Source organism: Cytobacillus sp. IB215316 (assembly GCF_033963865.1).
GTDB classification, from domain to species: Bacteria; Bacillota; Bacilli; order Bacillales; family SM2101; genus Nanhaiella; species Nanhaiella sioensis.
Genome location: NZ_JAXBMC010000001.1, coordinates 375097 through 399527 on the forward strand (window position 1 = coordinate 375097; position 24431 = coordinate 399527).

27 protein-coding genes and 1 other annotated feature are annotated in these 24431 nt (G+C 33.6%); of the genes, 23 read left to right on the forward strand and 4 right to left on the reverse strand.

The features are described 5' to 3' along the window. Nucleotides 1–512: 512 nt before the first annotated feature. The 12 genes from SLH48_RS01670 (at nt 513) to argS (ending at nt 11030) form a co-directional block, all read left to right on the forward strand. Nucleotides 513–1487 carry a hypothetical protein gene (locus SLH48_RS01670; RefSeq protein ID WP_320256792.1) on the forward strand — a complete coding sequence of 325 codons (975 nt, stop codon included), beginning with the start codon at nt 513–515 and terminating at the stop codon, nt 1485–1487. 12 nt (nt 1488–1499) lie between these two features. Then, nucleotides 1500–1940 carry a cytochrome c maturation protein CcmE gene (locus tag SLH48_RS01675; protein WP_214480371.1) on the forward strand — a complete coding sequence of 147 codons (441 nt, stop codon included), beginning with the start codon at nt 1500–1502 and terminating at the stop codon, nt 1938–1940. A gap of 16 nt (nt 1941–1956) precedes the next feature. Beyond that, nucleotides 1957–3939, forward strand: coding sequence for a heme lyase CcmF/NrfE family subunit (locus SLH48_RS01680; RefSeq protein WP_320256793.1), 1983 nt, complete (start codon nt 1957–1959; stop codon nt 3937–3939). Beyond that, a complete protein-coding gene (locus SLH48_RS01685; protein ID WP_320256794.1) occupies nt 3929–4447 on the forward strand; it encodes a cytochrome c-type biogenesis protein CcmH in 519 nt (172 codons plus the stop codon). Before SLH48_RS01680 ends, SLH48_RS01685 begins: the two co-directional genes overlap by 11 nt. A gap of 12 nt (nt 4448–4459) precedes the next feature. Beyond that, nucleotides 4460–4846: a hypothetical protein gene (locus SLH48_RS01690; protein ID WP_320256795.1), complete on the forward strand. Its 387-nt coding sequence runs from the start codon at nt 4460–4462 to the stop codon at nt 4844–4846. 1 nt (nt 4847) lies between these two features. Continuing rightward, nucleotides 4848–5246 carry a hypothetical protein gene (locus tag SLH48_RS01695; RefSeq protein WP_320256796.1) on the forward strand — a complete coding sequence of 133 codons (399 nt, stop codon included), beginning with the start codon at nt 4848–4850 and terminating at the stop codon, nt 5244–5246. 15 nt (nt 5247–5261) lie between these two features. Beyond that, nucleotides 5262–5960 (forward strand): ABC transporter ATP-binding protein, encoded by a 699-nt coding sequence (locus tag SLH48_RS01700; RefSeq protein WP_320256797.1) that lies wholly within the window; start codon nt 5262–5264, stop codon nt 5958–5960. Between the two features lies 1 nt (nt 5961). Continuing rightward, nucleotides 5962–6645 (forward strand): heme exporter protein CcmB, encoded by a 684-nt coding sequence (locus tag SLH48_RS01705; protein WP_320256798.1) that lies wholly within the window; start codon nt 5962–5964, stop codon nt 6643–6645. A 3-nt stretch (nt 6646–6648) separates the two neighbouring features. Next, entirely contained in the window at nt 6649–7386 is a 738-nt protein-coding gene (locus SLH48_RS01710; RefSeq protein ID WP_320256799.1) for a cytochrome c biogenesis protein, read from the forward strand. 194 nt (nt 7387–7580) lie between these two features. Continuing rightward, nucleotides 7581–7709: a CcmD family protein gene (locus SLH48_RS01715; RefSeq protein WP_214480365.1), complete on the forward strand. Its 129-nt coding sequence runs from the start codon at nt 7581–7583 to the stop codon at nt 7707–7709. A 135-nt stretch (nt 7710–7844) separates the two neighbouring features. Next, nucleotides 7845–8363, forward strand: a complete 519-nt coding sequence (locus SLH48_RS01720) for a TlpA family protein disulfide reductase (RefSeq protein WP_320256800.1) — start codon at nt 7845–7847, stop codon at nt 8361–8363. A 476-nt stretch (nt 8364–8839) separates the two neighbouring features. Next, nucleotides 8840–9086, forward strand: a binding site (T-box leader). A gap of 255 nt (nt 9087–9341) precedes the next feature. Next, a complete protein-coding gene (argS, locus tag SLH48_RS01725) occupies nt 9342–11030 on the forward strand; it encodes an arginine--tRNA ligase (protein ID WP_320256801.1) in 1689 nt (562 codons plus the stop codon). Between the two features lie 710 nt (nt 11031–11740). On the opposite strand, the gene SLH48_RS01730 is transcribed toward argS, so the two are convergent. Then, the gene (locus SLH48_RS01730; RefSeq protein ID WP_320256802.1) at nt 11741–12163 is read right to left on the reverse strand and encodes a DUF4064 domain-containing protein; all 423 of its coding nucleotides are present in this window, start codon (nt 12161–12163) and stop codon (nt 11741–11743) included. A gap of 209 nt (nt 12164–12372) precedes the next feature. On the opposite strand from SLH48_RS01730, the gene SLH48_RS01735 reads away from it, so the two are divergent. After that, nucleotides 12373–12834 carry a DUF523 domain-containing protein gene (locus SLH48_RS01735; protein WP_320256803.1) on the forward strand — a complete coding sequence of 154 codons (462 nt, stop codon included), beginning with the start codon at nt 12373–12375 and terminating at the stop codon, nt 12832–12834. Nucleotides 12835–13420: 586 nt separating this feature from the next. Beyond that, nucleotides 13421–14311, forward strand: a complete 891-nt coding sequence (locus SLH48_RS01740; protein ID WP_320256804.1) for a DUF4349 domain-containing protein — start codon at nt 13421–13423, stop codon at nt 14309–14311. Between the two features lie 74 nt (nt 14312–14385). On the opposite strand, the gene sigK is transcribed toward SLH48_RS01740, so the two are convergent. Beyond that, nucleotides 14386–15099 carry an RNA polymerase sporulation sigma factor SigK gene (gene sigK / locus SLH48_RS01745; protein ID WP_214480356.1) on the reverse strand — a complete coding sequence of 238 codons (714 nt, stop codon included), beginning with the start codon at nt 15097–15099 and terminating at the stop codon, nt 14386–14388. A gap of 203 nt (nt 15100–15302) precedes the next feature. Here sigK and SLH48_RS01750 point away from each other — a divergent pair, with 203 nt between their 5' ends. Beyond that, nucleotides 15303–17093, forward strand: a complete 1791-nt coding sequence (locus SLH48_RS01750; RefSeq protein ID WP_320256805.1) for a M3 family oligoendopeptidase — start codon at nt 15303–15305, stop codon at nt 17091–17093. Between the two features lie 180 nt (nt 17094–17273). On the opposite strand, the gene SLH48_RS01755 is transcribed toward SLH48_RS01750, so the two are convergent. Then, entirely contained in the window at nt 17274–17636 is a 363-nt protein-coding gene (locus SLH48_RS01755) for a VOC family protein (RefSeq protein WP_320256806.1), read from the reverse strand. Between the two features lie 658 nt (nt 17637–18294). Beyond that, nucleotides 18295–18435 (reverse strand): sporulation histidine kinase inhibitor Sda, encoded by a 141-nt coding sequence (locus SLH48_RS01760; protein ID WP_214480351.1) that lies wholly within the window; start codon nt 18433–18435, stop codon nt 18295–18297. A gap of 592 nt (nt 18436–19027) precedes the next feature. Between SLH48_RS01760 and SLH48_RS01765 the strand changes: the two genes are divergently transcribed. The 8 genes from SLH48_RS01765 to SLH48_RS01800 all read left to right on the forward strand — a co-directional run bounded on the left by SLH48_RS01765 (nt 19028) and on the right by SLH48_RS01800 (nt 24362). Beyond that, nucleotides 19028–19543, forward strand: coding sequence for a YqeG family HAD IIIA-type phosphatase (locus tag SLH48_RS01765; RefSeq protein ID WP_214480350.1), 516 nt, complete (start codon nt 19028–19030; stop codon nt 19541–19543). A 4-nt stretch (nt 19544–19547) separates the two neighbouring features. Then, entirely contained in the window at nt 19548–20654 is a 1107-nt protein-coding gene (gene yqeH, locus SLH48_RS01770; protein ID WP_320256807.1) for a ribosome biogenesis GTPase YqeH, read from the forward strand. Nucleotides 20655–20993: 339 nt separating this feature from the next. Continuing rightward, nucleotides 20994–21836 carry a shikimate dehydrogenase gene (aroE, locus tag SLH48_RS01775; RefSeq protein WP_214480348.1) on the forward strand — a complete coding sequence of 281 codons (843 nt, stop codon included), beginning with the start codon at nt 20994–20996 and terminating at the stop codon, nt 21834–21836. Continuing rightward, the gene (gene yhbY / locus SLH48_RS01780; protein ID WP_214480347.1) at nt 21830–22123 is read left to right on the forward strand and encodes a ribosome assembly RNA-binding protein YhbY; all 294 of its coding nucleotides are present in this window, start codon (nt 21830–21832) and stop codon (nt 22121–22123) included. Before aroE ends, yhbY begins: the two co-directional genes overlap by 7 nt. Before the next feature lie 12 nt (nt 22124–22135). Beyond that, nucleotides 22136–22705 (forward strand): nicotinate-nucleotide adenylyltransferase, encoded by a 570-nt coding sequence (locus tag SLH48_RS01785; protein ID WP_320256808.1) that lies wholly within the window; start codon nt 22136–22138, stop codon nt 22703–22705. Continuing rightward, nucleotides 22695–23282 carry a bis(5'-nucleosyl)-tetraphosphatase (symmetrical) YqeK gene (gene yqeK / locus SLH48_RS01790; protein ID WP_320256809.1) on the forward strand — a complete coding sequence of 196 codons (588 nt, stop codon included), beginning with the start codon at nt 22695–22697 and terminating at the stop codon, nt 23280–23282. Before SLH48_RS01785 ends, yqeK begins: the two co-directional genes overlap by 11 nt. Continuing rightward, complete coding sequence (gene rsfS, locus SLH48_RS01795; protein ID WP_214480343.1) at nt 23269–23625, forward strand: ribosome silencing factor; 357 nt, start codon at nt 23269–23271, stop codon at nt 23623–23625. The genes yqeK and rsfS overlap by 14 nt, the downstream gene beginning before the upstream one ends. Beyond that, complete coding sequence (locus SLH48_RS01800; protein WP_320256810.1) at nt 23622–24362, forward strand: class I SAM-dependent methyltransferase; 741 nt, start codon at nt 23622–23624, stop codon at nt 24360–24362. The genes rsfS and SLH48_RS01800 overlap by 4 nt, the downstream gene beginning before the upstream one ends. The last annotated feature ends 69 nt before the right edge of the window (nt 24363–24431 follow it).

The window sequence follows — 24431 nt, forward strand, 5'->3', positions numbered from 1 at the left end:
ATATATATGTGAAATAAATCACAAGAATCGTGTTTATTATTAATATACTGTAAATTTTAAATTGAATCAAGCTGAATGGTTTATTTTTTAAATGGATTTCAGATAGCTGGTTCCATCTTTCAATACAGCTTTTCAGTAAAACCAAGTGGCTCGAATACACTAGCTAAGGAGCCAAAATGGTATGAAAGTAACCTTCACAAGACACGACTTTTGGGCCTAGTGGGATTACGGTATTGTCAAGGATTAGCGCCTATCCCGCAAGTCACCACTCCAATCATTGAAGGGTGAAGGTCATCTCTATATTATAGGAATCTGTCATTCGTCGGGTGATGATCCTTAGTGCGATTCTATCTTTCGGTAATGTCTGTAACATAAGTCACAATTTGGTATGAAGTTTTTGTGAACTAAAATATGGATGATTTTTGACAATAGGTTTACCAATATGTTGTAACCAAGCAATTTTTAATACAATCATATTAGAAATGAAAGAAATGGGAAATAAGGTGAAAAAAATGAAGACTCCTTATGTTAAAGAAAAATGTTTTCCAATATTCATTTTGGTACTAATGAGTATTCTCTTTCCTCCATCTATACTAGCATCTTACGACAACATATCTATAGAAGACATTACAATAATCGTTATGCCGGAATACACGAATCATCCTCATGCTAATAATGATGAACCAACTGTTCTTGTTGGTTATCATGGCACTATTGTAAATCAATCTTCTGAGTCAATTAGCCAAGGTATCGAACTAACATTACCTGTGAATAAGAAAAATTTTTTTATAGGGCTAGCAGCACATACCCTCGATGGAACAAAAGAATCACTTCAAGAAATTGGAGTACAAATGAAGAAGAATTCTAACAAAGTAACGATTATGCCAGACGAACCTATTGATCCAGGGCAAGGTTATAAATTTGTTATTGAATATTACTATCATGATATAAACCATACCGGGAATAAGAAAAATTTTACATATGAATACGTAGCTGACAATAATATGGACGCTATAAACATTATTTTCTTTGAACCATTAGGGGCAAGTGATTTTGCCATACAACCAACAACTGATCAGCATTCACAAGATACAATGGGGATTAACATGTATTTGTATGAGGTTATTCAATTAACAGCTGGGGAGAAGAAAGTATTTGATGTGTCTTATGAGAAGAAAGACAACGAAACGACAACTAGTAAAATTGCTGAAATAGCACCAAATAACAACAATAGTGTCCTAATACAAACTAACTCATCAAATAATGGAGGGTTATCAACAAATACAATTATTGCAATCGTTGTCATTTCATTAATATTTTTATTCACAATCATGCTGTTAATTTTTCAGAAAAAGAAACACAAAGAACGTGAAAGCGAAATTAAAGCTACAAACCGACAACAAGATAAAAAGAAGTTAAGAAACATGTTGGCTAATGGTGAAATTGATGAACAAACGTATCGCAAAAAAATGAGTGAACTAAGTTGAGGGGTGAATGGAATGAACAAAAATAAAAAAGTATTGTTTGGTGGAAGTTTGATCATCATAGCTATTCTCACATTGCTCATAGCTGCTACACCAGGTTCAAGCGGTACAGAGTTGACACTTACACAACTTTTAGCAAATGAAGAGAAGTACAGCGATAAATTCGTCATGACCCAAGGATTATTAATTGAAGATTCAATTGATTGGAATGCAGATAATATAGAACTTCGCTTTACAGTACGAGACGAAGATGGTAATGAGCTTCCTATATTTTATCAAGGGGTGCGACCAGACAATTTTAGTGAAGATGTAACTGCAATTGTAGAGGGGTATATACAAGAGGATGGTGTGTTTTTTGCTGAGAAACTTCAAACTAAGTGTCCATCCAAATATGAAGACCAAGATAAAAGTGACTATGACCCAGAGCTTCATAAAAAGATAGAAAATGAGGAGTAAAGAAAGGTGATTAGCCATGTATTTAATTGGTAGTACAGCTGTTTATTTAGCATTAGTCATTTCAATCTATTCATTTATTATTCTCATATTAGGAATAAGAAAGCAAAACCAAAAGTTAATAAATAGTGGGAAGAATGGTGTGTTATCGATCTTTTTATTAACAAGTGTTTCAATGTTTGTCTTATTCTACGCTTTAGGTACAAGTCAATTTCAATTTAAGTATGTTTCTACGTATACAAGTAGCGATTTACCACTTATATATAAGCTTTCAGCATTATGGGCAGGTAATGCAGGTTCTTTATTATTATGGACATTTTTCTTAACAATGTACGCAACGATGGTTGTGTTTTCAAGAAAAATGAAAGGCAATCCAATGGTTCCTTATATTGGAACAATCATGCTTGGAAATATTATTTTCTTTTACTTCTTGTTAGCAACGACTACGAAACCTTTTGAACTGAATGATATTATTCCAGAGGTTGGGAAAGGTTTAAATCCAATGTTACAAGACCCAGGGATGATTTTACATCCAGTAACATTGTACTTAGGTTATGTAGGACTTTCTGTACCTTTTGCATTTGCTATCGCTGCTTTAATACTAAAGAATGTAGACGCTTTTTGGATTCGTATGACGAGACGTTGGACAATAGTAGCGTGGTTATTTTTAACTCTTGGCAATATAATCGGAGGTTATTGGGCTTATCTTGAGCTCGGATGGGGTGGCTATTGGGCATGGGACCCTGTTGAAAATGCATCCTTCATGCCTTGGTTAACTGTTACTGCTTTTTTACACTCGGTAATGATTCAAGAACGCAAGCAGATGTTGAAGATTTGGAATATTAGTTTGATTATTCTTTCATACGCATTAACATTATTTGGAACTTTTCTTGTAAGAAGTGGCGTCTTAACTTCAGTTCATGCTTTTGGAGATAGTAATTTAGGTACTTACTTTTTAATTTTTATGGCACTTGCAGTCTTATTTGCACTATATGTAATGATGAGTCGTTTTCATTTATTAAGACAAAACAGCGGACAGTTTGAGTCATTTTTATCAAAAGAAAGTAGTTTTTTAATCAATAATTTAATACTTGTTGGTGCGACATTTGCAGTATTTTGGGGAACAATTTTCCCACTCATTTCTGAGGCGGTTAAAGGAACGAAGGTTACGGTTGGTGTCCCTTTCTTTAATACAGTTATGTCACCTATCATGCTTGCATTAATGTTTGTTATGGCTATTTGTCCTTTAATCGCTTGGCAACGCTCAACTGTAAGAAATCTACGAAAAAACTTTTTAATTCCAGCAATTTTGAGCTTACTAGTTGCTATGTTACTAATACTTCTAGGTATTAAAAAAGCTTATCCGATTATCGGCTTTGCTGTTGTTGCATTCATGATTTTTACTCATATTCTTGAAATTAGTCGCGGGGTAAAGGCTAGAAAGTCAGTTACTGGAGAAAATGTCATTGTTGCACTTGGCCGTTTAATGTCACGTAATCGCAGACGGTACGGTGGCTATATCGTTCATATTGGGATAGCTCTAATGGCAGTAGGTATAATTGGTTCAAATAACTTCAATGTTGAAACAATGAAGACGCTAGCGATGGGAGAAAGTATTGAACTTGCAGAGTACACAATTACCTATGAGAACTTACAACAAAAGCGTGAAGGTATCAATGATGTAGTGTTTGCCACTCTAAAAATTAACAAAAACGGTCAACATTTAGGATATGCTGAAGCTGAGAAAATCTTTTATGGTTCATTCGAACAACCGTCTACTGAGGTAGCTCTTATTAGTAATTGGGACGAAGATCTTTATATTGTGTTAAGTGGTTGGGAGCAAGATTTAAGAGCTACATTTGTTATTCGGATTAATCCACTTGTAAAATGGATTTGGACGGGTGGCATGGTTGTTTTAATAGGCGCAATATTTGCTGTTTGGAGCGGAAAATATGGCAATATTACACCGAGATATAAAGGGGTACAGAGACATGTATCTTAAGGGTTTGCGTAGAAAGGATGGGGAAATGATGAAGCGCTTATTCATTTTAACTGGGCTTCTTATACTTTTATTTTCTTCGGGTACCTATGCAGTAGAAGATGTTGATTATAGTTCGGCACAATTTCAGAGCATTGTTGCAATGCTTGCCATGGAAGGACATGCGGGGGATGATCTGGCTACTTGCCCTGTTAAGCAAGAATATTACGAAGAAGTTGCTCAAATGATGCAAGAGGGGATGAACAAGGAAGAGATCTTAAATTTCTACGTTGAGGAAATTGGCGAAGAGGCATTGTCAGCCCCACTTAAGCAAGGATTTAGCCTTTCTGCATGGATCACACCATTTATCGTATTGATTGTAGCTGGAGTGATTGTATTTACAGTTATTCGTAGTTGGATCAAAAAAAATAACAGTGCTCATTCAATAACAACTGATGAAGCTTTACGTGACGAGAACACCGATTCTGTTTTAAGAGAAATGATTGATAAAGAAAGAAAAAAGCTTTTCTAGGATGTGATTGATATGGATCTAGTCTCAATTATAACAGCCACATTATTAGTAGTAGTTTGTAGTTATTTAGTAATATCTCCACTGCTGTCAAAAAAGAATGTAACTTTTCATGAAAGCATGATAGATGAAGTAGATATCATAAAAAAAGAAGAAATATTTGCGACACTAAATGAACTCGAAATGGATTATAACATGAAAAAATTATCGACAGAAGATTATGAGAAATTAAAAAATAACTACGAAAAAATGCTTCTTCCTATTATGGAGGAGGAAACGTTAGTAGACGATGTTCATGTTGCTAATACAATAAAAAATATGCCTGAACAAGTTAAAAAGGATATAGAAAATGAAATAGCTAATGAACTTGATCAAACGAGAAAACAGCGGGGAGGGAAGTAAGGTGAAAAGCATTTTTATGATGAGTGCTGCAGTCACACAAACTTCTCCAAGCTTTCATAATCCAGGACATTTACGAATGTGGTTTGATTCACCATTAAGACAATTTAACCCACATATATTATTAATTATTCTTGGTGTAATCATAATTGGAGGAGGGCTGTTTTTCATTTACTTTCGTCAAAAAGACCAGAATAGGCAAATTTCTTTGACTGAGGATAAAGAGGAGAAGATTTTTCAACAATTGCTTGGAAAGCGCGATGCAATTATGACGAAAATGATCGATTTAGAAGATGAACTGAAAGCAGGAAAAATATCTGAAGATAAGTTCAATGAACAGTTTAATGCTTATAAAGATATGTTAATTAAAGTGAAATTTAATATAAAACAAATGACTGAATAGATTGGAGGGATCTGCGTGATAAAAACATCTTTGCTAACGAAAAAGATAGGGGAGAAAGAGATTCTACGTGGAGTCAATCTAACAGTAAAAGAAGGGGAAACGACCGCTTTACTAGGTCCCAACGGAGCAGGGAAAAGTACAGTATTAAAAATAATTAGTGGATTGCTGGAGGCGACATCTGGTGATGTTTTGATAAATAATATGAAGCTAAAAGCGAACGAAGAGGTTATTAAGAAAACAATTGGATTCTTATCACATAGCAGTTACTTATATGATCACTTTTCACCGATTGAGAATCTAGTTTATTACGGAAAACTCTATGATGTAGAAGATATTGAGGTAAGAGCAAAAGAACTCATTTCTATGGTAGGTTTAAGCTTATTTATGCATGAGCCTGTTCGCTCATTTTCAAGAGGAATGCTACAAAGAATTGCGATTGCTAGAGCGATTATTCATTCACCTAGTATTCTACTTCTAGATGAACCACATACTGGGTTAGATCAACGGGCAGTTTCAATTTTAAATAATGTTATTTTGCAATTGAAGCAGGAAGGTACAACTATAATTATGGTTACACATGATTTCCATCAACTCATTGAAACATGTGATAAAGCAATCGTTATGAAACAAGGATTGTTAATTGATGATTTTGCTATTTCAGGTGCAAAAAACGTGAAAGATATCAAAGAAATGTATGCAGGACTGGTGAGTTAACATGATTAAACTACTTAAATCTGCATGGATTATCGCTTGGAAAGATCTATATTCTGAGTGGAAAACAAAACAACTATTAAGTACTATGTTAATCTTTTCAGGGCTTGTTATTGTGACTTTTAGCTTTGCATTTGACCCTACGAGTAATGCTGTCAAAGCAGTGGTACCTGGAATGGTATGGGTCATTACTATCTTTGCTGGAATATTAGGGTTGAACCGCTCATTTTTAGCTGAAAAAAATCAAGATAGCTTACATGGAATGATTGTCGCACCTATTGATCCTTCAAGTATTTATTTTGGCAAAATGCTCGCTAATTTCATTTTTGTACTATTAGTTCAATTGATTTCTATACCATTATTATTTATCTTATTTGATTTTCGCTTACTAGGAAACGTTCCCTTATTTTTAGCAGTTATCTTTTTAGGAACTTTTGGTTTTATAAGCATTGGTACATTTTTAGCTGCATTAACTGCTAATTCAAGGAGTAGTGAAATGCTATTACCAATTGTCTTATTTCCTATAGTTAGTCCGATTATTATTGCAGCTGTGCAGGCAACAAAAATATTGCTAGTTAATCTTGAGAATTTATCAAGTGCTATATCGTGGATGCAATTGATGATTGGGTATGATCTTGTGTTTTTTGTTATTTGTTTCTTATTATTTGAATATGTGATGGAGGTGTGAAAAATGACAAAGAATAATGTGGTTTGGCAATCAGAATCAAAACTTCATAAGATACTTCTTTGGTTAACAATTCCAATAGGTGTAGTAACAATGTTTTTAATATTTATATGGTCTCCAGTCGAAGTTACGATGGGCGTAGTACAAAAAATATTTTATTTTCACGTAGGTTCAGCTTGGGTTGCGTTTTTGGCTTTTGGAGTCGTGTTTGTTTATAGTATTTTATACCTTATAAAAAGGAAGAGAATTTATGATATCATTGCAGGAATTTCGGCTGAAATTGGTGTTGTTTTTACAACTATCGTCTTAACAACTGGACCTATTTGGGGACGAAGTGCATGGAATACATGGTGGACTTGGGAGCCTAGATTAACAACGACATTGATTTTATGGTTTATTTATGTATCTTATATTATGGTTCGTCGTATGGACGGAGCATGGGAAAAGAAAGCAAGATTAGCCTCAGTATTTGGAATTATTGGTTTTATTGATGTTCCAATCGTATTTATGGCAATACGTTGGTGGAACTCAAAGCTTCATCCAATCGTGTTTGGTGATGGTCCGACACAACAAGGAGGCGGAATTGAGCCTGAAATGTTATTCACATTGTTATTTACGCTAGGTTTTATTACTTTGTTGTATATTGTTTTACTCCAAAAAGGTATTTATATAGAAAAAGCAAAAATTGCGATCGCTCAAAATAAGAAAGCTATTCAAGAGAAGTTAATGAATAAAATTTCGTAAAAGGTAGTAACGAAAAATACCGTAGCATATGTAGGTTTACAGAATCCAAATTCACTAGACCTTAATTAACTATTTGCAGGGGAGATTATTTTCTGTCTGGTATAGGATAGGCGACTAAGGAAAGTACTTTCATAGCTAAAGGTGCTATGCGTACGATGGAATAGTAAATAAACAATAAAGAGGAGGAACTGAAAATGGGGTATTTATTTAGTGCATACACAATTGCATGGGTCTTAATTGCTGGATATGTAGTTATGCTTGGGAAACGGCAAAGAAAACTAGAAAAAGAATTAGATTATATACAAGAGTTAGAGAAGCAATAAGCTCGTTCTAGTAAACTTCAATATTAGTATTGAATTAACAGTACACGTCCTTTTTGATTGTGCTGTTAACTGTATTCATCAACTGGTAGAACGTAACTCTTAATGATGATAAATCCAGTTTAGAGGATGATTTGTATGAACAAAAGAAGAATGATTCAAATCATAGTACTATGCTTGGTGGCAGCCGTATTTTTCTTTTTAGCTTCAGGAATACAAGGAGTCAAAGGAGTTAAGGTTGGTGACTCAGCTTATGATTTCACACTAGAGGATTTAGATGGAGATACTCATACTTTATCTGACTATCAGGGGCAATTCGTTGTATTAAATTTTTTCGCTACATGGTGTAAGCCGTGTGTAGATGAAGAACCTGAACTCGAAGCCTTTCATCAACAATATGGAGATAAGTATAAGCTTCTTATTATCGACCGTGGAGAACCTAAAAGTCGTGTTGAAAAATTTATAAAAAAACATAATTCAACAACACTGTATTTATTTGATACAGATGATAATGTCTCAAAAAATTATTTAGTAGTTGGCCAGCCTGAAACTTTTATCATTGACCCAAGCGGCATTATCCGAGAAAAAATAGTTGGTCCAACGACAGCAGAAACTTTAGCAGGGAAAATTAGTTTGTTAAAATTAAATGGAAACTAAGCCACAGCCAAATTGCTGTGGCTCATCTATTGTAGGGCATCAACACGTATTCAACTGGTTGTTCCTTACAACTTTTCTATTAACAAATAGGAATCAATTTTTAATTTTGTAAAATTTAGCAATAAAGTTTACGAAAAGATCTTGCTATTCATTCGTTAAACTATTTTGCAGCCTTTGTTAACTGTGGGACTTACACATTTTATTGCCAAATCAAAATGACTAGCTATCCAATAGTGTAAAACGTACAGCTTTAAGAGAAGGAGAAGAACATAAGGAGAAAGCAATGGGTGAACTATCTCCGATTACTAAAGCCACATTTGAAAGTATTTATTCTCAGAACGAATTACAACTAGCATTTTTAGATAAAATACAAAACAATTTACAACATGATGTAGAAAAATAAATGAGAATAAAAAAAATTATGGAATAAATAACCTTGAAATATTTCTAAACTTTATTTATAATTTGTAAAAATAATTCATTCGTTGAAGAAGACAGTAATTTTGAATATACGTGTAGCGAGTTAGGGATGGTGAAAGCCTAATCGATTATTCATAATGAAACGTACTTCGGAGAAGCAGTCCGAAAAAGTATTAGCGTTATTTTTATTTAAATAACCTTGTACAAGTAGGGTATGCCGGTTAATCAACCGTTATCAATGACATTAAGATGGTTCAATTTGAACAATTAGAGTGGTACCGCGGGGAAAATCTCGTCTCTTTTAAGAGGCGGGATTTTTTAGTTTTATCAGAAGGGGTGTACTAAATAAAAAAGGTAATTCATATTTTTCCTGCTATTAAAAATCAAGCTACAAGAGTTCCGGAAAGAATATGATCTGCTCTAGTTACATAGTTAACCACACATTACTGTAGGTATACCCTTTTGAAACAAGATTTCACATTCCCGAGTATGGACAGTAGACGTAGAGACTTGGACAGTAAACGTACTGATGAAAATAACAGGTAGGAGATGAAGCAAATGAATTATTCAGAAATATATGCTAAGGAAATTTCACAAGTTTTAAAGGATGTTATAACTTATGAAGAGACGTTACAGATAATTGAAAGACCAAAGTTTCATACTCAGGGTGATATTGCTTTTCCGTGCTTTTCCTTAGCCAAAAAGTTTCGAAAATCTCCAAATCATATTGCTAAAGAAATAGCTGAACAGGTTAGCCACACATTATTTGATAAAGTTGTAGCTGATGGTCCATATGTAAATGTTTTTTTGAATAAAAAGGAAGTTAGTAAAGAAGTAATGGCTATAATCCTAAAACAAGGTAATCATTTTGGAACTTTAAATATTGGAAATGGTGAAAATGTAGTTATTGATTTTTCATCCCCAAATATCGCTAAGCCATTTTCTATGGGACATTTAAGATCAACAGTTATAGGAAATTCACTGGCACTTATAGCAGAAAAATGTGGATTTCAATCCATTAAAGTTAATCATTTAGGGGATTGGGGTACACAATTTGGTAAATTAATAGTTGCTTATAAACACTGGGGAAATGAAGAGAAAGTAAAAGAGAATCCAATTAAACAGTTATTGGAATTGTACGTCAAATTTCATGATGAGGCTGAAAAAGATAAACACTTGGAAGATGAAGCAAGATTGTGGTTCAAGAAACTTGAAGATGGAGATGAACATGCAATCGAACTATGGAATTGGTTTCGTGATGAATCACTTAAAGAATTTTCGAGTATTTATAATTTACTAGGTATCAAGTTTGATTCTTATCATGGCGAAGCTTTTTACAATGATAAAATGGAAGAAACGCTGAACTTACTTGTGAAGTCTGGGTTACTTTCCGAATCAGAAGGTGCAGATGTTGTTGATCTAAGTGAGTATAATTATCCACCGTGTTTAATCAAAAAATCTGACGGTGCAACTCTATATGCAACGAGAGATTTAACAGCTGCTATATATAGAAAAGAAACGTATCAGTTTAGCAAGGCATTGTATGTTGTTGGCCATGAACAAAGTCTTCATTTTAATCAAGTCTTTGCTGTTTTAAAAAAGCTAGGTTTTACATGGTCGAACAATCTCGTTCACATTCCATTTGGCTTTATTTTAAAAGACGGTAAGAAGATGTCGACGAGAAAAGGAAAAGTTGTTCTACTTGAGGAGGTTATAAACGAAACAATCAGTCTAGCTAAACACAGTATAGAAATGAAAAACCCAAAACTAATAAATAAAGACAAAGTAGCTAAAATGGTTGCTATCGGTTCACTTATTTTTCACGATTTAAAAAATGAAAGATTAAATAATGTAGAATTCTCAATGGAAGAGATGTTAAAGTTTGAAGGGGAGACAGGACCTTACGTCCAATACACTCATGCAAGAGCTAACTCTTTGATAAGAAAATCGGGACAAGAACAGTTACACAATATAGAAGGTTTAGCTGATGAACTTAGTTGGTCAGTCATTAAATTGTTAATAGACTTTCCAAATGTAATTAAGAGAAGCTATGAAAAATTTGAACCATCCCAAATTGCAAAATACCTAATTGACCTAGCACAAGAATTTAATAAATATTACGGTAATGTGAAGGTGTTAGTCAAAGATAGCGAGCTGATATCTCGACTTGGACTAGTAACTTCAGTAATGATCGTTTTACAAGAAGGCTTAAGATTGTTGGGAATTGAAGCTCCAGAGGAAATGTAATGATTGTAGAACTATTACTCCGTAATTAAAATATTAAGTTAAAAAATTGACTGTTTTGCATTTTATGGTTATGCAGTTTACAACTTGAGTTCGCGGCTCGACAGTCGATAATAACATATAGATTGATTGTTTTCACATCGATTGTTGTTTTTCGTACTAGGAAATGCACTCCGTATACAACTATCATTTGTGGCATCTTTTTTTCTATACAAAGATGAGAATAGCTTTAATTCCCTTTTGTTAGAATTTCATAAGTCTACGAGAAAAGCCTATGAATTATATAGCAGAAGAGTGTTCGACATGAGCCTTTCGAAACTAACAGATTATTGGCGGGTATATACGCGATCAGGAAGAGTGAGCACAAAGCTATAGGTTTCATGCTCCCCCTTTCTACTAGCTGTATTAGTATTATTGTATTCAACAAGAATGCTGAAAAAAATTAGTAACAGAACTTTCACAGTTACTAAATTTATTAAAGTTAAATATGTGGTAAATTGAATATAGAGAGATATTGGGTCATTCTTTTACAAAGGGGAGTGAGCGTATGTTTGCAATCGTGATGGGCATAACGATTACCGTTGTTATCGGCATAGTAATTGGTACTGAAATTAGTGAAGAAATTTAATTATAAAAAAGAATTAGGTGTTCACACCTAATTCTTTTTTATAATGGAAATCGGTCATAAGGCTAAAAATCGATTTCATCATTTCTTAATCGTATATGTTTTGCTTCGGCTTACGTACTAAACTCATAATCCCTGCAATTAAGAACAGTAGAGCGATTGGCCATGCAAATAACACAGTCATTAAGGCGACTAATAATGCAGCAATAATTAACAAAGTCCCAGCAAGCTTTGGCTTATTATTTCCTTTTAAACAAAAGGCTGCAATGATACTTAATACTAAACCAATCATACCGGCAGCTACAACAATCCACCCGGTATTACCTATAATTTCCATCAAGTCTGCGATATTGAATGTAGCAAGCTGAGGGTCAGTAGCAAATTGTGCCTCTAACTCCTGTAAAAATGCTTCATTGGTCATTAAATAAGTAAATGCCCCTCCTATAATTGCTAAAAAGCCACTAAGTACGGCTCCGATTATACTTAAAACTATTTCTCCTGTTCGCTTCACTAGTAGGTTCCCCCTTATTGTTATCACTTTATAAATACGAGCATATTTACGTAAAGTTTCAGTTAACTATAACACTTTTTCATATATTTATAAATTACAACCTCTACAGTATAAATATTGATATGTGTTATCACTTTTAAAATCATGACAAGTTCATGTGATAAAATAAATAGTAAGGATGAACATTTTCATAGGGAGGCCGCATATAAATGATATTAGTAAGCGCTTGTTTAGCAGGAAATGAGTGTCGTTATGATGGAAATCATAGTTTACATCATTTAATAAAAGATTTAGTTGATAAGAAAAAGGCTGTAGCGGTATGTCCAGAAGTGTTAGGAGGCTTAGCTACTCCTAGGGAACCAGCTGAAATTGTCGGTGGCTGTGGCAAAGATGTTCTTAGTGGAGATGCAAAAGTACTATCAATTTCAGGACAGGATGTTACTGAACAATTCATAAAGGGTGCTTACGATACGTTAAAAATCGCTAAACAATATAAAGCATCTACTGTAGTCTTGAAGGAAAATAGCCCTTCTTGTGGTTCCACACACATTTACAATGGGGATTTTAATGGGATGAAAATAGCTGGTAACGGAGTTACAGCTGCATTGTTGGAGAGCCATGGGTTCAAAGTCGTCTCAGAAAATAACTTCGGTGAACTACTCAATCAGTAATTAAAGCTTGCTTTAGAAATGTAGCTTAGTATATCAAACCATGATTGTAGGTGCTTTTTTCGAAATTTTTTTGCTAATTGTGCTAATTTAGAACGGCTCGAGGGATGATACAGCTATTATCGTTATTAAAGATGAAATATATTCTGAATGCTTGCTTATATCATAGTGTTCAACGCCACAACAACCTTTTTAGATATAAATGTAACAAAATGGTTCCAAAATTCGTCTATGCTTTTAATAGACTGTTTTCTAATAGCTCGTTGTTTTTTAGGCTGTTTTCGCATTGACTGTTGTTTTTGGTTCTTAGATATAGACACGTATACTTATTGCGTGCGTGGTCTCCTTACTTCTCAAAAATCTATAAATCATATCAAATACACCATTTACTCAAATAAATGTGAAAAAAGCTACAAAGTATATGAAAATAGCCCTTTCTTAAATAGTAAAAAAACACCAACAACTAGATTTTGGTTTACTTTCTTTAAAACGATGTAAACCTAACACCACTACTTCATCATAGAATTTTTTATTAGCTAACAACAGAGTTTACAAGATAGTCTATCAATAAAAGGTGAGGGTGGTAGTCTTGAAGCATATATTTAAAAAGCTTTGTATGGTTGTTTTTATCAATTTACTATTATTTGGTTGTAGCTCGTACAATGAAGGTAAAGCAAGTTTATCAAATGAAAATACAGCTGAAATAGCAATGGACTTAACCACATCAGAAGAATCTGCACCAAACGAAACAGAGATAACAAATAATCCAAACCAAGACAGAATGGTTATTTATCAAGCTAATATAAGGATGGAAGTGGAGGATTATGAACGAACGTTTAAGCAAATTCAAATTGATGCTGAAGCTATCGGGGGTTATATCGTTCAATCAAATGTGTATAACGAACATAAAGAACAGCTTGAAGGTGCAGTAGTATTACGGATTCCTCAAAATAACTTTTACTCATTTCTAGATAAACTTGAACAATTAAGCGTGAAAGTTTATTCAAAAAATATCTCTGGCGAAGATGTGACAGAAGAATATGTCGATTTACAATCAAGATTAAAGTCAAAAAGGATTGTAGAGGATAGATTATTACAATTTTTAAAAGATGCCAAGGAGACAAAAGATGTACTTGCCATCTCACAAGACTTAGAGAGAGTTCAAGAGGAAATCGAGCATCTTGTTGGTAGGATTAAATATTTAGATAACCAAACTAGTCTATCGACAGTGACTGTGTCAATGATTGAAAACAAAGTCGTTATAGCTAATATTGATAACGACGAGTTAAACACTTGGGATAAAGTAAAAAAAGAATTTGTAGAAAGTATTAATGGACTGATCAGTTTTGCCTCTACAATGCTTGTGCTTATTATTGGCTACTCTCCAATATGGCTCTTGATCATTACTATATTAATTGGTGTTTTTTATATAGGGAAGATATTCAAAAATAGAAAACTGCAAAAAGATAAACAAAAATAATCACAGTTGCAAGGACAACGAAAATATTACTCTATAGTTGTAGGCTTATCGTAGGTGTAATAAATTTCGTTGTTTTATTTTCTCCCTCTTTCTTTTTCAGCTCGATAAAATTCATGGAACATTTTCATTAATGCTCTTTTTTCAATGCGAGAAACGTAGCTTCGAGATATACCTAATTCTTTTGCAATTTCCCGTTGAGTTTTTTCTTTTTTTAGATCTAGACCAAACCGTCCAATAATGACTTCCCTTTCTCGTTCATCAAGTATATCAATATATTCTTTAATCTTTTCTAACTCCATATTTAATTGAATCGTTTCAATCACGTCTTCAGCTTCTGATTTTAATACATCAATCAAGCTAATCTCATTTCCTTCTTTATCTTGCCCAATTGGATCATGAAGTGAGACATCTTTTTTAGTTTTTTTCAAAGCTCTTAAATGCATAAGTATCTCGTTTTCAATACATCTAGCTGCATATGTCGCAAGTTTTGTTCCTTTTCCTGAAGAGTAACTCTCGATTGCTTTAATTAAACCTATCGTACCGATGGAAATTAAATCTTCTGCATCTTCACCAGTGTTTTCAAATTTTTTCACAATATGTGCAACTAAACGTAAGTTATGTTCAATTAATATGTTTCTTGCATGTTCGTCACCATTCGCCATGAGCTGTAAATATTTTTTTTCTTCAGAGGGAGACAACGGTTGTGGAAAGGCATTGTTTTTTACATGTGATACTAAAAAAACTAACTCCTTTATGAAATAACCTAATGCGGATAAAATTTCTGTCACCCAATCACCTCCACATTCATTCTCTAGGCAAAAGCCTATTAATAATTCTTATGAGCGTGATGTGGATTTTGTGTCTGTCCCAGCAAAAAAGGCAATTTAAACAATTATAAATGCTATTAGTAGCGAATTAAGTTATTTGAATTTTTTTATAGAATAAAATAATATGAAGATATAATAATTTTATAGAGGAGAGGTATGTCAGAATGAATAATGCTTATTTAGATACATGGGACTTAGAGTCTATTTTTAAAGGTGGAAGTGATTCTGAGGACTTACAAAATTATATTGAACAAATTGAAATGAATATGAAGGAGTTTCAAAATGCTGTACAGACATTTGAATCACCTAGCAGTGGGAATGATGTAGAAGGTTTACATAATCTTATTGATCTCTTTCAATCAGTTGCAAAGAAAATTAGACAGACGGGTGCATTTGTAAGCTGTCTTCAGGCACAAGATACTTCTGATGTGAAAGCTAACATATTACGTGGTGAAATTACCCAATTGAATGCAGCTTTTGCAACGATTACTACACACTTTGATGAACATCTTGTGTCAATAAGTGATGAAGTGTGGGATCAATTACTATTAGATCCATTATTAGCAGAACTGTCATATGTATTAACTGAACGCAGGAAACGTGCAAGTGAAAAGCTACCCATTGAACAAGAAGAGCTTATAAATTCTTTATCTGTTGATGGTTATCACTCTTGGGGACAAATGTATAATTTAGCTGTTGGTAAGATGAAAATCCCATTTGAAGTAGATGGAAAACTCCAAAATTTATCAATAGGTCAAGCTGCCAATCAATTTTCAAGTAAGGATAAAGATACAAGGGAGAGCATGTTTGAAAAATGGGAGCAAGCTTGGGGAGAGCAAGCTGATTTTTATAGCGAAATATTAAACCATTTAGGAGGTTTTCGCTTACAAGTATACAACAAAAGAGGTTGGGATGATGTCTTAAAAGAACCGCTTGACATTAATCGTATGAGCAAACAAACATTGGATACGATGTGGTCAGTTATTACAGATCTTAAGCAACCATTTGTCGACTATTTAAATAGAAAAGCAAAACTGTTAAATGTAGAAAAACTAAGCTGGAGTGATTTGGACGCACCTGTTGGTAAAACTGACTCAACAGTTACTTATCAAGAAGGTGCAGAGTTCATCTTAAAACAATTTGGCTTATTTGGGGAACAAATTACTGATTTTACACAAAAAGCATTTAATAATAGATGGATTGAAGCAGAAGATCGATCAGGAAAACGACCAGGTGGCTTTTGCACAAGTTTTCCTGATAGTGATGAATCTCGTATTTTTATGACTTTCTCTGGTACACCATCAAATGTATCAACTTTGGCACACGAGCTAGGACATGCTTTCCATCAACATGCGATGGGTGATGTACATCCACTAAATCAAAGTTATGCAATGAATGTTGCTGAGACAGCATCAACATTTGCTGAAATGATTGTGGCAGATGCAGCAGTGCAGCAGGCAAATTCAAAGGAAGAAAAGATTGCTTTACTTGAGGATAAAATTCAGCGAAGTGTAGCCTTTTATATGAATATACATGCTAGATTTATGTTTGAAACTGCGTTTTACGAAGAGCGTAAAAAAGGTATGGTTAGTACAAAACGACTAAATGAACTAATGCTTCAAGCACAAAAAGAAGCTTATTGTGACTCATTAGAGCAATATCATCCGCATTTTTGGGCTTCTAAGCTACATTTTTATATTACAGGAGTGCCATTTTATAACTTTCCATATACATTTGGTTATTTATTCTCACTTGGAATTTATAAAAAGTCTCAAGAAGAAGGTAAACAATTTGAAGAAAAGTATATCGCTCTTTTACAAGATACAGCAAGGATGACTGTTGAAGAGTTGGCACATAAACACTTAGGAATTGATTTGACACAAAGAGATTTTTGGGAGCAAGCAGTAAAACTCTCTATTGAAGATGTCAAGCAATTTATGGAATTAACTGAATAACATAGGGGTTTTGTTGAAGTTCAGCGTGTTGAAATTGAGGTGCAGAACGAGAAAACACAATCATTTCTCATCGTAATCGCAATTAATCACCAAGCGAATTCTTATCAACAAAGAGCTTAGGGGAAACCCCTAAGCTCTTTGTTTTCTTCATCTAAATACTAATATGAATTAAAAAGGAACCTAAATTTCTTGAATCATCTCTACTCTGTTTCCGAACGGATCTCTAAATTCAAAACGCTCAAAATTTGGAATAGGTACTCCTTCAATGATCTGAATGTTATATTGTTCTAACACGTTTCGCCAATAAGATATATTCTCTACCTGATAAGCTAAATGAGCCTTTGTTGATAAGCGGTCAAAACCATCTTCTGTACCTATATGTACATCTCTATCTCCTACTGTTACCCAAAACCCTCCACGTCCTTTTAACGATTCAGGCTTTTCTTTCTCAGGTAAACAAAGAATCCCGCAATAAAAGTTTTTTCCCTCTTCTTCAGCCCCTTTTGGAATCGTTATCTGAGCGTGATGTAAACCAAGGATCATAAAACCCACTCCCATTATTAATAAAAATTTATATATTTTCTACAACTTTATAATCTTAGAAGTTGCTAAATTCTCTTTTATTTTATAAATCTATATACGATAAGTAAAATATTTGTTATTTATGATGTTTGATAAGTATTACTTATTGTTGTCATGATTTTCTTCAAACCATTCTAATGTTTTTACTTCTATGTCTTTAACATTATCGATGGTTACTGTGTAAGATTAAATTCATTTAGGTGGGCGATATTACTTAAGGTTCTTTTCGTATTACATTGTTGCTTTTTTACACTTACATTTGAGTAAGTAACTGACGTGTTGTAAGTTACACTCAAAGTCTATAGAGAAGAAAAGATATCTCTAGTTGTGTACGTGTTTTTTCCTTAATACGAAAAACAACAATCAATTTGAAAACAGCCTATTGCGAAAAGAAAAATCCAAAGTTAGCATCAAAAGCAAAGAGAGAGGAGATTAGCAAGAAGTGCTATTCTAGCTAGATTTTATAGGGATGTCAACGTCCGAGATTATATATAAGCCATTAATCAAATATTCCTATATTAAGAAATCTTACTGTTTACACAGCTTCAAAATTTCCTACTTTCCAAGAAAGTGAATGGCATCTTTGTGGTTCAACTAAGACCTAGGAGTTTGCTTGCTCTTATGAGGGAATTTTTATTTTGTTGTTCAATGACCTACGATTTATTTCGAGTTTAATTAAATGGATAAATTCATTGCTAAGTTTAAGGTCCATCGCTTTAAAATAAGATTGAATTAAAAGTTCATCTGATAAACGTTTCATATCAGCTGCCAAATTGGCATGTCACCTCCTAAACAAGTCATCTTTTTTTAGGCTCTTTTGTAAACTTTTAGCTTAGTAAAACAGCAAGGTGATGCGAATGCGACTTTCATCTCTAAAAGATGTTGGTGTGTGATTTTCTAAAGTCGAACAACGGTCATCAATGTGAAAACAGCCTTTATTAAATGTAAGTAGGTATAGTAGTCATCGTTTTTACAAACGCTTAAAGGAAAATAGTTTTTGGAGTTCTAAATGATGTGGAGTAAACATATTATGGTAAGTTGATTAGATTATCTTCACTTTAACATGAATAAATGTAGAGAACAACCGTTCTGTTATCCACAGTTTGAGGTGGACAACCTGTGGGTAAGTTGTTTATAAGTTTCTTTAGGGGCGTTAAATCAGTATGTATAATGTGTATAAAATTATCCACATTTTTTATAGGGAATATTTTGTCGAAAAGTTTTTTGCTAATTATTGAATAAAACAACGTTTGACAAAATGTCAATAAAAGATTGTTTTGAAACTAAACACAAAATTAGGTATGATAATAAGGTTATATAGAGACAATCAAAAGATTAAGGTGGTATCTGAATTGCTTAGACATTTTCTACCTAATGAACACGTGAAAAGTGTATTAGATATTAAAGCGCAACACCTTCAGGAAAAAGGAATTAAAGGTGTGATAACGGATCTAGATAACACATTAGTGGAATGGGACCGTCCGAATGCAACACCGAGGTTAATTGAATGGTTTAAAGATATGGAGGAAAGCGGCATTAAAGTTACAATCGTTTCAAATAATAATGAAAAAAGGGTAAAATCTTTTTCAGATCCTTTGCATATTCCATTCATATTTGAAGCAAGGAAACCTTTAAAACGTGCATTTGGAAAAGCGCAAAAAAGTATGGAGATTTTAAAAGAAGAAACTGTTGTTATTGGAGATCAACTATTAACAGATATATTAGGTGGGAATAGAGGAGGCTATCACACGATTCTTGTCGTACCTGTTGCACAAACAGATGGTTTTTTCACTAGAATTAATCGTAAAATTGAAAGACAACTTTTAGCTTGGATGAAGCGAAAAGGCATGCTTTATTGGGAGGAATAAATAAGTGGAAAATGAACGGATTAGCTGTATCGGCTGTGGCGTAACCATTCAAACAATTGACCCTGATGGAATCGGTTATGCACCAAAGGGTGCACTAAATAAAGGAAATATTATTTGTAAAAGATGTTTTCGGTTAAAACACTATAATGAAATTCAAGATGTATCCTTAACAGATGATGATTTTCTAAATATTCTAAATGGAATTAGTAAAACAGATGGATTAGTTGTGAAAATTGTTGACATCTTTGATTTTAACGGCAGCTGGTTACCTGGGTTACACAGGTTTGTGGGCAATAAAAATATTCTACTAGTCGGTAATAAAGTTGATTTATTACCAAAGTCTGTGAAACATACTAAGGTGATCAATTGGATGAAGCAATCAGCTAAAGAATTAGGCTTGCAGCCGATTGACACGTTTTTAATTAGCGCTACAAAAGGTCACGGTGTGCGTGAAGTTGCAGAAATGATTGAACAATATAGAAATGGTAAAGATGTATATATTGTCGGTTGCACAAATGTAGGTAAATCTACATTCATTAATCAAGTAATTAAAGAGTTTAGTGGAGATGAGGATGTCATAACAACTTCTCAATTTCCTGGAACTACATTAGATATGATAGAAGTACCATTAGATGATGGCTCTTCTCTATACGATACACCTGGAATTATAAATCATCATCAAATGGCTCATTTTGTTGATAAGCGAGATTTAAAGATTATTTCGCCTAAAAAAGAAATCAAACCAAAGGTTTATCAGCTTAATGAGGGCCAATCTTTATATTTTGGAGGTCTAGCACGCTTTGACTTTATAAAAGGAAATAGAACATCATTTGTTTGTTATGTTTCCAATGATTTAGCAATACACAGAACAAAGCTTGAAAATGCAGATGATTTATATAAAAAACATGCTGGGGACCTTTTACAACCCCCGCGAAAGGAACATGTTGATGAATTTCCACCCCTAATCGCTCATGAATTTACGATTAAAGAAAGAAAAATGGATATAGTATTTTCTGGTTTAGGTTGGATAACTATAGATGAGCCAGGCTTAACAATTTGTGCGCATGTACCGAAAGGTGTGGGTGTATCAATTAGAAAGTCACTAATATAATCATTGACAATTGCTTTAATTTATGTGAAGTTGCACATGAAACAGTTAATACGAAATGAATATAAATCTTTAAACATTAAGTATATTTCACAAACTTTGTTGTATTCGTTACTGAAATAGAACAGTTTTTGAACCAAGATAAAATGATGCTAATAGACTATGTTGTGTTTAAACTTTAATTTAGGGTCTTTTTTCGTAAACTTTGTTGCTGATGTCATTGTTTTACATAAAAGCATGCTACGAACGCTTGTTATGTATGTGGCAATTTCTTACGACGACAAACAACAAATGCAAATACAGCCTGCTTTAAAAATAGATTTTAATAGGGGATGAGGAAAAGTGACAAAATTATTTGGACTAATTGGTTGTCCAGTTGCTCATTCATTGTCACCACAAATGCATAATGATGCTTTTGCTAATTTAGAGATAGATGCAAAGTATCAAGCGTTTCATGTTGAACCAGAAAATTTAGAGAATGCAATATTAGGGTGTAAAGCTCTACAAATTGCAGGTTTTAATGTTACAATACCACATAAAGTAAGTATCATGAAGTACTTAGATGATATTGATCAACTAGCTGAGCAAATAGGCGCTGTTAATACAGTTGTAAATAATAATGGAAGATTAATTGGATATAATACCGATGGACCAGGCTATGTTCGTGCTTTAGCTAATATGGTTACATCACAATTAAATAGCAAAAAGATATTAATCATTGGTTCAGGTGGAGCTGCTAGAGGGATCTATTTTTCACTCGCAAAACATGGAGTGCAGACCATAGACATTTGCAATCGAACGATGACTACCGCAGTAGAGTTAGTAAAACAATGTCAGTTTGATGTACAATCATCGGCGTTGACTTTACATGAAGCCGAAACACGCATACATCATTATGACATTATTATTAATACTACATCTGTAGGTATGAGCCCCCAAACCAATGCTGTACCTATAAGTACAAAAAACATTAATAAGAACCATTTCGTATCTGACATTATCTATAATCCACTTGAAACAAAATTGTTAACAGAAGCACAAAACAATGGAGCAGTGGTCCAAAACGGCGTAGATATGTTTGTTTACCAAGGCGCCCTAGCGTTTGAAACGTGGACCAGTATGTTTCCAAATACAGATCGCATGAAAAATATTGTGTTAAATAAACTAGGAGGAACAACATGCTAACAGGAAAACAAAAAAGATTTTTACGTTCAAAAGCTCATCATTTAACTCCAATTTTTCAAGTAGGTAAAGGTGGGGTTAATGAAAACATGAATAAACAAATTGGTGAAGCACTAGAAGCAAGAGAACTATTAAAAATAAGTGTACTACAAAATTGTGAAGATGATCGTAACGTAGTTGCTGAAGATATAGTGAATGGTACAAAGGCTGAATTAGTTCAAATAATAGGTAACACGATCGTATTATATAAAGAATCAATAGATAACAAGCAAATTAAACTGCCTTCATAAGGTTAGTTACGTATGAAAAAAGTAGGAATTATTGGTGGGACATTTGATCCTCCTCATAATGGACATTTATTAATAGCAAATGAAGTTCTAGATAAGCTACATTTATCAGAGGTCTGGTTTTTGCCAACGTATACACCTCCACATAAACAACATAAATATATATCAAGTAGTGAAGATAGACTTAAGATGCTGCGACTCGCAATTGAAGATAACCCGTTATTTAAGCTAAATACGATTGAAATTGACCGACAAGGAGTATCATATACGTATGATACAATGAAGGCATTGATTGAAAAGTATAGTGATTACAAGTTTTATTTCATTATTGGTGCTGATATGGTTGAATATTTGCCTAAATGGTATAAAATCAATGATCTACTGGAGTTAGTAACATTTGTAGGTGTCAAAAGGGAGCAATATGATTTGAATACGAATTACCCTATACTACAAGTAGTAATTCCACAGTTTGATGTTTCTTCTTCATTGCTGCAACAGAGATTGAAAGAAGGCAAGACGACTCACTATCTTATGCCGAGTAAGGTTAGACAATATATTGCGGAGAATAGGTTATATGAAACGTGAAGAAGCTTTACAAATTGTAAAAGAACAATTAACTGAGCATCGTTATCTACATACGATTGGCGTTATGGAAACTGCACTTAAATTAGCAAAGCGGTACGATTGTGATCAAAAGCAGTGTGAATTAGCTGCTATCTTTCATGACTATGCAAAATTTAGATCGAAAGAAGAAATGAAAAAAATCATCATTGAGCAAAAAATGAATCAAAATTTATTGCACTTTCATAATGAACTATGGCATGCACCAGTAGGGGCTTATCTAGTACAAACAGAAGTAGGTATTGAAGATTTAGCTATCATTGATGCGATAAAATATCATACTTCTGGTAGAGAAAATATGACTTTACTTGAAAAAATTATCTTTTTGGCTGACTATATTGAACCTGGCAGGCATTTTCCTGGTGTAGAAGAAGTAAGAGCTATAGCTTCTCAGAATTTAGATGATGCTGTCATTCAGGCTTTGCATAACACGATGATGTTTTTAATGAACAAAAAACAGTTAATTTATCCGGATACATTATTAACGTATAACGATTTACTTATGAAAAAAACGGAGGACCAAAAATATGACAAATCATGACTTGTTATTACTTGCTGCCAAAGGTGCAGATGATAAAAGAGCAGAGCAAATTGTAGCTTTAAATATGCAAGGTATTTCACTTATTGCTGATTATTTTTTAATTTGCCAAGGGAATTCTGAAAAACAAATACAAGCAATTGCAAAGGAAATTAAAGATCTTGTTGAAGAACAAGACTATACGGTTAAACGACTCGAGGGCTATGATGAAGCTCGATGGGTTTTAATAGATATTGGAGATGTTGTAGTGCACATTTTTCACAAGGATGAAAGAAGCTATTATAATCTTGAAAAGCTTTGGGGAGATGCACAGAGGGTAGACCTACAACAAGAGCTAAGTCAATGACATACAATCATTTTGCATATTACTATGACCGCTTAATGAAAGATGCCCCCTATGATTTATGGCTGAAGTTCGCGAGAGAAAATATAACAAAGTATAGAATTGGTCCCAAAATACTTGATTTGGCTTGTGGTACGGGGGAATTATCCATCCGATTAGCAGATGAAGGATTCGATGTTACGGGTGTAGATATGTCAGAGGATATGCTAGCTGTAGCTTTGGAGAAATCATTGTCCAATAAACATTCGATCTCATTTATACAAAAAGATATGAAGGAATTATCAGGGTTCCCGTTATTTGATTGCGTTCTTATATTCTGTGATTCTTTAAATTATTTAATAGAACAACAAGACGTTGAACAAACCTTTCACCATGTATATAATCAACTAGAAGATGGTGGTTTGTTAATGTTTGATGTTCACTCTGTAAGTAAAATCAGTAACTATATAGCAACACACACTTTTGCACACCATGAACAAGACATTAGTTATATTTGGCAGTGTTTTGATGGTGAACTTGCGAATAGTGTAGAGCACGACCTAGCCTTTTTTGTGAGGGAAGAAGATACAGAGTTATATGCACGCTATGATGAAACTCATACGCAACGTACGTTTTTAATAGATCAATATGAACAGTGGCTTGTTCAAGCAGGGTTTACTGTACTGTCTATCAGTGGTGATTTTACCGTTGAACCAGTGAATGAACAGACAGAAAGAATATTTTTTGTGGCAAAAAAATAAAACTTGTTACATACAATCAAAGGGTCAGACTGAATACAGTCTGACCCTTTGAAACCAAATGAAAAAATT

Excerpts from the sequence above, each read along its gene's own strand:
- SLH48_RS01690 (WP_320256795.1), top strand. The coding sequence starts at position 4,460 with ATGGATCTAGTCTCAATTATAACAGCCACATTATTAGTAGTAGTTTGT.
- SLH48_RS01735 (WP_320256803.1), top strand. The coding sequence starts at position 12,373 with ATGATATTAGTAAGCGCTTGTTTAGCAGGAAATGAGTGTCGTTATGAT.
- argS (WP_320256801.1), top strand. The coding sequence starts at position 9,342 with ATGAATTATTCAGAAATATATGCTAAGGAAATTTCACAAGTTTTAAAG.
- SLH48_RS01755 (WP_320256806.1), bottom strand. The coding sequence starts at position 17,636 with ATGATCCTTGGTTTACATCACGCTCAGATAACGATTCCAAAAGGGGCT.
- yhbY (WP_214480347.1), top strand. The coding sequence starts at position 21,830 with ATGCTAACAGGAAAACAAAAAAGATTTTTACGTTCAAAAGCTCATCAT.
- SLH48_RS01710 (WP_320256799.1), top strand. The coding sequence starts at position 6,649 with ATGACAAAGAATAATGTGGTTTGGCAATCAGAATCAAAACTTCATAAG.
- SLH48_RS01760 (WP_214480351.1), bottom strand. The coding sequence starts at position 18,435 with ATGAAACGTTTATCAGATGAACTTTTAATTCAATCTTATTTTAAAGCG.
- SLH48_RS01705 (WP_320256798.1), top strand. The coding sequence starts at position 5,962 with ATGATTAAACTACTTAAATCTGCATGGATTATCGCTTGGAAAGATCTA.
- SLH48_RS01680 (WP_320256793.1), top strand. The coding sequence starts at position 1,957 with ATGTATTTAATTGGTAGTACAGCTGTTTATTTAGCATTAGTCATTTCA.
- SLH48_RS01800 (WP_320256810.1), top strand. The coding sequence starts at position 23,622 with ATGACATACAATCATTTTGCATATTACTATGACCGCTTAATGAAAGAT.
- yqeK (WP_320256809.1), top strand. The coding sequence starts at position 22,695 with ATGAAACGTGAAGAAGCTTTACAAATTGTAAAAGAACAATTAACTGAG.
- SLH48_RS01785 (WP_320256808.1), top strand. The coding sequence starts at position 22,136 with ATGAAAAAAGTAGGAATTATTGGTGGGACATTTGATCCTCCTCATAAT.
- SLH48_RS01675 (WP_214480371.1), top strand. The coding sequence starts at position 1,500 with ATGAACAAAAATAAAAAAGTATTGTTTGGTGGAAGTTTGATCATCATA.
- rsfS (WP_214480343.1), top strand. The coding sequence starts at position 23,269 with ATGACAAATCATGACTTGTTATTACTTGCTGCCAAAGGTGCAGATGAT.
- SLH48_RS01750 (WP_320256805.1), top strand. The coding sequence starts at position 15,303 with ATGAATAATGCTTATTTAGATACATGGGACTTAGAGTCTATTTTTAAA.
- SLH48_RS01685 (WP_320256794.1), top strand. The coding sequence starts at position 3,929 with ATGTATCTTAAGGGTTTGCGTAGAAAGGATGGGGAAATGATGAAGCGC.
- SLH48_RS01670 (WP_320256792.1), top strand. The coding sequence starts at position 513 with ATGAAGACTCCTTATGTTAAAGAAAAATGTTTTCCAATATTCATTTTG.
- SLH48_RS01720 (WP_320256800.1), top strand. The coding sequence starts at position 7,845 with ATGAACAAAAGAAGAATGATTCAAATCATAGTACTATGCTTGGTGGCA.
- SLH48_RS01715 (WP_214480365.1), top strand. The coding sequence starts at position 7,581 with ATGGGGTATTTATTTAGTGCATACACAATTGCATGGGTCTTAATTGCT.